11 protein-coding genes are annotated in these 8,072 nt (G+C 42.7%); all 11 read right to left on the reverse strand.

Going from position 1 to position 8,072, the window contains the following annotated elements; genetic code table 11:
• A partial coding sequence (locus AC1DUA_RS13865; RefSeq protein WP_477500319.1) for a flagellar basal body-associated FliL family protein occupies positions 1-475 on the reverse strand: 475 nt, incomplete at its 3' end.
• Positions 476-697: a flagellar FlbD family protein gene (locus AC1DUA_RS13870; RefSeq protein ID WP_127451068.1), complete on the reverse strand. Its 222-nt coding sequence runs from the start codon at positions 695-697 to the stop codon at positions 476-478.
• A gap of 60 nt (positions 698-757) precedes the next feature.
• The gene (gene flgG / locus AC1DUA_RS13875) at positions 758-1,579 is read right to left on the reverse strand and encodes a flagellar basal body rod protein FlgG (RefSeq protein WP_477500320.1); all 822 of its coding nucleotides are present in this window, start codon (positions 1,577-1,579) and stop codon (positions 758-760) included.
• 92 nt (positions 1,580-1,671) lie between these two features.
• On the reverse strand, positions 1,672-2,067 hold the full coding sequence (locus AC1DUA_RS13880) for a TIGR02530 family flagellar biosynthesis protein (protein ID WP_477500321.1): 396 nt from the start codon (positions 2,065-2,067) through the stop codon (positions 1,672-1,674).
• Complete coding sequence (locus AC1DUA_RS13885) at positions 2,064-2,507, reverse strand: flagellar hook capping FlgD N-terminal domain-containing protein (RefSeq protein ID WP_477500322.1); 444 nt, start codon at positions 2,505-2,507, stop codon at positions 2,064-2,066. The genes AC1DUA_RS13880 and AC1DUA_RS13885 overlap by 4 nt, the downstream gene beginning before the upstream one ends.
• Positions 2,508-2,542: 35 nt before the next feature.
• Entirely contained in the window at positions 2,543-3,994 is a 1,452-nt protein-coding gene (locus AC1DUA_RS13890; protein ID WP_477500323.1) for a flagellar hook-length control protein FliK, read from the reverse strand.
• A gap of 35 nt (positions 3,995-4,029) precedes the next feature.
• Positions 4,030-4,944: a MotE family protein gene (locus AC1DUA_RS13895; RefSeq protein ID WP_477500324.1), complete on the reverse strand. Its 915-nt coding sequence runs from the start codon at positions 4,942-4,944 to the stop codon at positions 4,030-4,032.
• 24 nt (positions 4,945-4,968) lie between these two features.
• Complete coding sequence (gene fliJ / locus AC1DUA_RS13900; RefSeq protein ID WP_477500325.1) at positions 4,969-5,412, reverse strand: flagellar export protein FliJ; 444 nt, start codon at positions 5,410-5,412, stop codon at positions 4,969-4,971.
• A 9-nt stretch (positions 5,413-5,421) separates the two neighbouring features.
• A complete protein-coding gene (fliI, locus tag AC1DUA_RS13905) occupies positions 5,422-6,747 on the reverse strand; it encodes a flagellar protein export ATPase FliI (protein WP_477500326.1) in 1,326 nt (441 codons plus the stop codon).
• Complete coding sequence (locus AC1DUA_RS13910; RefSeq protein WP_477500327.1) at positions 6,744-7,571, reverse strand: FliH/SctL family protein; 828 nt, start codon at positions 7,569-7,571, stop codon at positions 6,744-6,746. Before AC1DUA_RS13910 ends, fliI begins: the two co-directional genes overlap by 4 nt.
• On the reverse strand, positions 7,564-8,072 hold a 509-nt coding region (gene fliG / locus AC1DUA_RS13915), incomplete at its 5' end, for a flagellar motor switch protein FliG (protein WP_477500328.1). The genes fliG and AC1DUA_RS13910, both read right to left, overlap by 8 nt.

Raw genomic sequence — 8,072 nt, forward strand, 5'->3', positions numbered from 1 at the left:
CTTTATCAGTTATCCAAATTTGCTTTATTTTACCTTCGTGAAGAAGTGGGTTTAATTTGTTCATTAACGTTGCCGTTAAATTATCTGACCCTTTACTTCCTTCGATTTGATCCTTGGTAAGATCTCCTAGTGTTTGAACGATTGTCCCTTTCACTGCGGAGTCCAGCAAGCTGTCAAATTCAGCCTTACCTTTTGTGTTTTCCAATTCAAAAGCGAAACTAATTTTAATGAAATTTTGGCTGCCTGATAAATTGGTCAAAATATCTTTGATGATTGCCGTGTTTGCCTTAACTGCTTCAGCAGACGGTGCTTTCGTCGGTTTCACACTTGCTACAGCATCTTGTGCTTGTACCGCAGGATCTTTGGATTGATTATTCTTCTCCATAAAATTCCACAAAACGAATGCAGCGGTCAAAATTAATGTGATTGCAATTAAAATCGATACGATCAGAATGAAAATTTTATTCTTAAACAATTACGAACCCTCCGCATCCCTTGACATAATCGTCGCTCGAACTGAGCCAATTTCCTGCATGTAGGTCCGCACTAAGCTTACCACAACCTCTGCCTTCTCAAGAACTGTGATTTTCTTGCCTGTAGTTAAGGTAATCATGGTGTCTGGCGTCTCTTCAATCAATTCAATCAAAATAGCATTAAGGATGATGGCTTTACCGTTTAAACGAGTGAGAGAAATCATGCTTCTCCTCCTGCATCAGGATAAGGGGAGACTAGCTCCCCTCTGTCATTTCAATGAAAATTAACGTTTAAGATTGACGACCTCTTGAAGCACTTCATCAGAAGTTGTGATAATACGGGAGTTTGCTTGGAAACCACGTTGAGCGATAATCATCTCAGTGAACTCACCAGTCAAATCAACGTTAGACATTTCTAGTTGCCCAGAAATCAGTGTTCCTGTTCCTGTTTCTGTATTACCAGGAGCAACAATTTCAATCGCACCCTCCGGATTAGCATTCGCTGTCATACGATACAGATTGCCACCAATCTTCTCTAGACCAGACGGGTTAACGACTTTAATAACCCCGATTTTTTGCCCAGTTGCAACTGTAGCACCTGTGGAATCAACACCGATGATATCACCGTTCTGAGAGATGGAGAAGGAGACGATATCATCCGGAATCACGATTGGACCAGCACCTTCAGCTCCCATAACATGTAGGCCTTCAGCATTCACCAGGTTTCTAGTTGGGTCTAAAGTAAAGTTCCCAGATCTCGTCAAATAAGGAGCATCTGTTTGTTCTGTAGTTCCTACTGCAAAAAATCCATCTCCATTAATACGCAAATCTGTAGGAACGTTCGTTGTCATCGCACTACCAGCTGTATGTATGGTATCAATTGAAGCCAAGCTTACACCTAAACCAACTTGCTGCGCATTCACACCGCCACGGCTCTCATCAGCGGCACTTACGCCTGAAACTGTTTGGCTAAGAATGTCTTTAAACATAACACGACTTCCTTTAAATCCGATGGTGTTTACATTTGCGATATTATTACCGATAACATCTAATTTTGTTTGAAAACCACGCATACCTGAAACACCAGAGTATAAAGATCTTAACATCTTACTAGCCTCCTAATCGGATTAAAATAACGTATATCATGAGCTGCTTCCTTCGATCCACAGCTCCAGGCTTCCTGCGCGGTCGAGCCCGTTTATGAAGATATAAAAATTGCGCTATCTATCTGTGTAAAAACATGTTCATTCATCGCGTTCCCGTCAAGCGCTGTAACAACAGTTCGGTTAGGAACATTAACAATCAATGCATTTCCGCCTAAAACCATTAGTGCGTCCTTTGCGCCTTTTGCAGCTACCTTATCGATTGCTTTGCTAAGACTGTCAAGTTGCTCCGGCTTCAGTTGAATGCCTCTCTCTTTCAGCCTAACTTCTGCATGGTGACTGAAACGAACAAATTGCTCCTGAAGAAGCTTTTGAAAAGTAGGGTTACCGGATACGGATGTAGATACCGGTTGCTGTACAGGTGCTCGTCTCGTAGACGCAGGAGAAACCGCATTAGGATAAAGCTGCCCTATGGATATTCTCTCTGTCATTTGGTTTCTCCGACATCCTCAATTTTCTTGAGTTTATCCAGAGAAATTTCCACTCCCTTCACATTGGCAAATTGATTTCCGTCTTTGAACGAGATGGAATCAACAACGCCTGACTGTTCGGCAGTCGCTCCAGAAGAATCCATTTCATCCCACGTAATTGATTTACCAATCAAACCTGATACAAATCCTAGTGATTGACGCATTAGTTTCATTTCACCAGCCATATTGGTCAATTGCTCAACGGAAGTGAACTGAGCCATCTGGGCAATAAACTCTTTGTCTTGTAATGGTTGTGTTGGATCTTGATTCTGAAGCTGGGTAATTAGGATTTTGAGAAAATCGTCTTTGCCTAATGTATTGTTGTCTTTTTCTTTCGTTTTAGCATTTTGACCTGCATTGATTAAATCCGAAACGTTACCTACGACTGGACTAGTCGCCATACTTTCACCTCCAACTGCATCAAATGGACTCACTATTAGGCAGTTACGTCAAAGGAATTACCATGAATAGCCGGTCTAACTTGTGCCACTGTATCAATTTCTTGATCGAAATCCAGTGATTCAACCTCAAAGCTGCCCGAATTGTTCTTATTTTGACGTTGAGACTGACCAAAGGCTTGCTGCTGACGATGCTCTTGGAACATACTGGATTGCATGTTTTGGCTTTGCGTTACTTCAAGCTTTTCAACTTGCAAACCTTGTGTTAGAAGAGCTTGTCTCAGTTGCGGCAGCTGATTTTCTAGCATCTGCTTAGCTGCTGCGGATTCGGCAGCAAACTGTGCAACTAGCTGCCCATCATGCATCGATATTTTCACATCAATATGACCTAGATTTTTTGGAAACAACGATAACTTTGCTTCAGAGAAACCGTCTGCAAGTGTGATCTTCRTGTTTTTAAGAACATGATCAGTCATTTCTTCAGCGAAATTAGCTGCATTCATCGTTGGAGCAACTGATTTATCAACAACCGCCTGCTGCTGCGTTCTCTGCAAATCAGCGATCGTAACCACTGAGCTAGTAGCAGTTTCAGGTTCAGTTGGCAAATCCACAAGATTTGGCATCGTATCTACTGATGTTGAAGATGAATCCATCTGCGTGGTTAGAAAACCACTTTTCAGAGCAAGAACCTCCAATTTTGACTTGGCAGGTTGTACGATCGTCACTGAGTTCATCATATCAAGGTTCTGATCAGCTGTTTTTTTGCTACCAAGTTTGTGATGAGTTGACTTATCAGTGGCAGTGACTTCCTTCTTACCTACATTCAGCAAACCTTCCATTGCTTCGGCTGCATTCTCCGTTGTACCGGCTTCCAAAGATTGGCCCTTCAAATTCGTCATCAACTCTGGAAGTAATGGTTGGATGGCCTTCTGAAGATCTTCATTCAGAAACTTCACAATTGGATTGTCTGGTTGCTGCTTTGATAATGAAGCTAATGCCAACAACGTATTTTGAGCTTGTAGGTTTGAAACTTCAGTTGGTTGAAGTTTTAAAGCACTTGGGAGAGTAGCCAAAGGAGTTGATTGAGCTCCGCTTAGCGATTGCAGAAGTTGCTCTGCTCCTTCAAACCATTGCTGAACTTTAGGATCCTGTAATAATTGCTCAGCAAGCGCTGGATTACTATTCATAGCCTCCAAAACAACCTCTGACAGTGGCTGATCTTCTGTCTTCACATCCTGCACAGCAGTTCCTTGCAAAGGAGCTACCAAACTCTGAAGCATTTGCAGAAGCATACCTAGGGAAAGTGCTGGGTCAGCAGGATTCAGCTCAGCATTAGCCGTGTTATCTTGAGTCAATTGACCGCCCAGGACTTGATTGAAACCGTCTTTAGTAGCAGTTCCTGTCGCTCCTGTCGCTCCTGTGGCTCCCGCCTTATTCGTCGAAGCTGAAGCAGGGTTTGCTGTAGGTGTTGACTGTATTTGTACATCCATTTTATTTTTCACCTCCCTCCTGAAATCAACGTCAGTTACTGAACAAGCTTAGCTGAAATTGAAGCAGCGATTTCCTTATTCGCATCAGACAATGCTGACATCACTTTGGAACGGGAAGCATTATCCATGCCACTTAAGATGGCTAATACTTTCTCGGGATTTGATTTGTTCATTTCAATTAACACGTTTGAAGCACTTTTGGGAGTCATGTTAGCAAAAGTTTGACCTAAATCCGATTTGCTGACAGATGTCGTCGCTTTTGCTGTGCTTGCTCCATTCGTTGCTAATCTTTCTTGTAAAGCCGCAATCTCTTTATCTCTTACAGGAGTAACATCTTTAAGTCCCATCGATGCTTCTGCCGCTTTCGTAGCATCCATTTTCTCCAAGATAGCCCCGCGGCTATCCGCTTTCATCATGGAGAAGATAAGCACCATTTCTTTGGGTGTAAGTGCTTCAATGATTGGAGCCGCTTTGCTTGGTGTCATTTTTGCGTACATATTGGCAAGTTGAGTAATTTGATTCGCATACTCTTCTTCTGTTTGCGTCTTGTCTTTCAGCTTTTCTTCAAGTTCAGTTATCTTTGCTCCTGCATCTTTGAGTGATTGATCCTTCAACTCAGTTGTTGATTCAGCTTTCTGCAAAGCGGACTGAAGTTCTGCCAATTTGGCATTCAACTTCGTAATCTCATCATCCTTGGTTTTGATGCTTTGTTCAGGAGTTGTCTCTTTAGCAGTTCCGCTTACAACACTTTTTTCTTTGGGTGCAGGCACAATTGCTCCAATCACCGGAGTGTTATGCAACGCTTTCTGAATACTGCTCTTGATATCATAATCAAAGATTGACAGTAACACGAAAAGCAAGACAGCCGTAAACACAAAGGGGATGACAAACCATATCAGAAACCGCTCCAGCGCACTATAAGATGCACCTTCAATGCTTGTATCGGCCATCTCCTTGTTCCTCCTTTACCTTCCTCAATACGAGAGTCGTTTGAACCGGTTTGTTGCCATTTCATCCAGAGCATCCTGCTCTTTTTTGGCGACAAAGGATTGAAATTGGCCGAATGCCTTCTCTCTAGCTTTCGACCACACCTTCTCATCGATCATTTTTTCCGAAAGATGTTCCTGCTTTTTGAGAACGATATGCTTAGCTTGCTGAACATCTTGATGCTTACGCGTAATTTGTTGGTCTACATGATTCATATAAGTCTGCAACATGAGCATCTTTGCAATGGATACGGAATCGCATGAGGCCGTCACCATTTCCTGATGCAGGTTCTCTTTTTGCTCAAATAATCCATGTAAATTCGTTTCTTCGTTCCGTAATTGACCCATTGCCTCAGATAAAATCCATTCTGCCTGTGTTCGTTCATTGTTTTTCAAATCGACAATTTGCTGGAAAGAATAACGGAATTGCATTTAGGACCCTCATCCCTTATAAAATTCGTGAATCAAACGTTCTTGAGCTTCTTCATAGGTTAGCTTTTCACTAGTTTTCTGCTTTGTGAAGTCCCATATGGCTTCAATATGATCCATTGCAACATCAATATTTGGATTAGAACCTTTTTGGTACGCCCCGATATTGATTAGGTCTTCCGAATCTTTATATATAGAGAGAAGTCGCTTTAAGTGATCAGCAGCTTCCATGTGCTCAGACGGCACTATTTCTTTCATTACACGACTTACGCTGGACAAGACATCAATGGCAGGGTAATGACCTTTGTTGGCAATACTGCGGTTTAGAACAATATGTCCATCGAGAATCCCTCGCACCGCATCAGCAATTGGTTCATTCATATCATCGCCGTCGACTAGCACTGTATAGAACGCAGTAATGGATCCTTTCGGCCCAGTACCTGATCGCTCTAATAGACGCGGTAGCATGGCAAAAACAGAAGGGGTATAACCGCGCGTTGCTGGAGGTTCTCCAACAGCAAGGCCTACTTCACGCTGTGCCATTGCAAACCGAGTGACGGAATCCATCATCATCATCACATTTAGGCCGCGATCACGAAAATACTCAGCGATACTTGTCGCAATCRTTGCTCCTTTGATACGTATGAGCGCAGGCTGATCAGATGTTGCAACGATAACTACTGATCTTGCTAGTCCTTCAGGACCTAGATCTCTTTCGATAAAATCCAAGACCTCTCTGCCCCGCTCACCAATAAGTGCAATAACGTTAACATCAGCAGAAGTATTACGGGCAATCATTCCCATCAGCGTACTTTTGCCAACACCAGACCCTGCAAAAATACCAACACGCTGCCCTTTGCCAATTGTCAATAATCCATCAATGCAGCGAACACCTACAGAGATTGGATTCAGCACTCGCGGACGAGTTAGTGGGTTACCAGGCGCATTATTCGTAGAATATTGAGCCATTCTTGAAGGCAGAAACGAACCATCCAAAGGTTGTCCCAATCCGTCTAGCACTTTACCAAGAAGTTCATGGCCTACTTGAACCGTAAGTGGTTTCCCGGTACCGACAACATCACATCCAGGTCCGATAGAGTCCAAATCGCCAAGCGGCATCAACACCACTTTATTGCTGCGAAAACCAACAACTTCCGCTTTTAAAGGCTTATTGGATTTATGCGGGTAGATGTAACAAAGATCACCAATGCTCACATCCGGGCCTTCCGACTCAACCGTCAATCCAATCACTTGTGTTACTTTTCCATTAACGCGAATGGGATCGATTGAATGTAAATGCTCTTTGTATTTATCAGCTTTAGGTAGTGCGCTGTTCATAATCCTGCACCCTCACTTTGAGTAGCCAATTGTTGCAGAGCGGATTTAATCTCTTTCAACTGCGTATCGATACGGGCATCAATGCTTCCAAAGGAAGAACGAATCACACATCCACGATCTTGCACCGTAGAATCAGGAATAATTTGCAATTCAGCCTGTGAGTCAATTGAAGTTAGCAACTCTTCACGTGCATCCTGTATGTAAGCGAATTGTGATGGAGCTACACATAATGCAATGATTCCTTTTTCGCGTCTACGTGACAGAACCGATTGAATTAACTCAACAACCCATTCAGGATTTAAGGTTAACTGTTTGCCTATGACTTTCTCAGCTATTGATGTGCTTAGTTCGATTAAGAATGGCTCAGATTCCTGAATGATCTGCTGTTTAAGTTTGTAAGATTGCTCGAGAATACCTTGAGCTTCCGTTAGCATTTCACTGTATTCTTGTCTAAGCGCTTCTTCAGCTTGAGAGATTCCTTGTTGGTAGCCTTCTTCAAAACCATCCTGCTTGGACAAAGCGACATGTTCTTCATCTTCTGCGCGACGTGTTTGCCACCAAGCATTGATTTCTTCGTCTGTTTGTTCACGGAGAGTCGTACATTCCTGCATGGCCTGATGGATCTGCTCATTAGCAAAAGCTTCGGCATCCCGAAGAATTTGATCCTTCAAGTTTGTTGCTTCATTTAATTCCTGCTGCTGTTCAGGAGTTAGCTGATTGCTCGCATCAAGATCATCATTAAGGAATTGAAATGGCGAGATCGTTTCAACCACTTTCTTATCATCAACAGCATAATAAGCAAATGATTTAATGATATTAGACAATAATATCGTCTCCTCCACCACGTGCAATGATGATTTCACCTGATTCCTCTAGGCGGCGGATTGTAGCAACAATTCTGGTTTGTGCTTCTTCAACGTCACGTAAACGAACAGGCCCCATAAATTCCATTTCTTCCTTGAACGTCTCTGCCATCCGTTTGGACATGTTCTTGAACAGAACATCGCGAACTTCTTCACTAGCAACTTTGAGTGCAAGCTGAAGATCCGCATTTTCAATATCACGAATAATTCGCTGTATAGAACGATTATCAATATTAACGATATCCTCGAAGACAAACATCCGTTTCTTGATTTCTTCAGCCAATTCAGGATCCTGAATTTCTAGAGAGTCAAGAATAGTCCGCTCAGTCCCTCTATCCACGCCATTCAAAATTTGAACGATAGATGCAATGCCTCCAGCATTTGTGTAGTCCTGTGTAACAGTAGACGAAAGCTTTTGTTCGAGTACACGTTCTACCTGACTGATTACTTCTGGAGAAGTAC

The sequence above is a fragment of the Paenibacillus sp. 01T422 genome, from assembly GCF_056398785.1.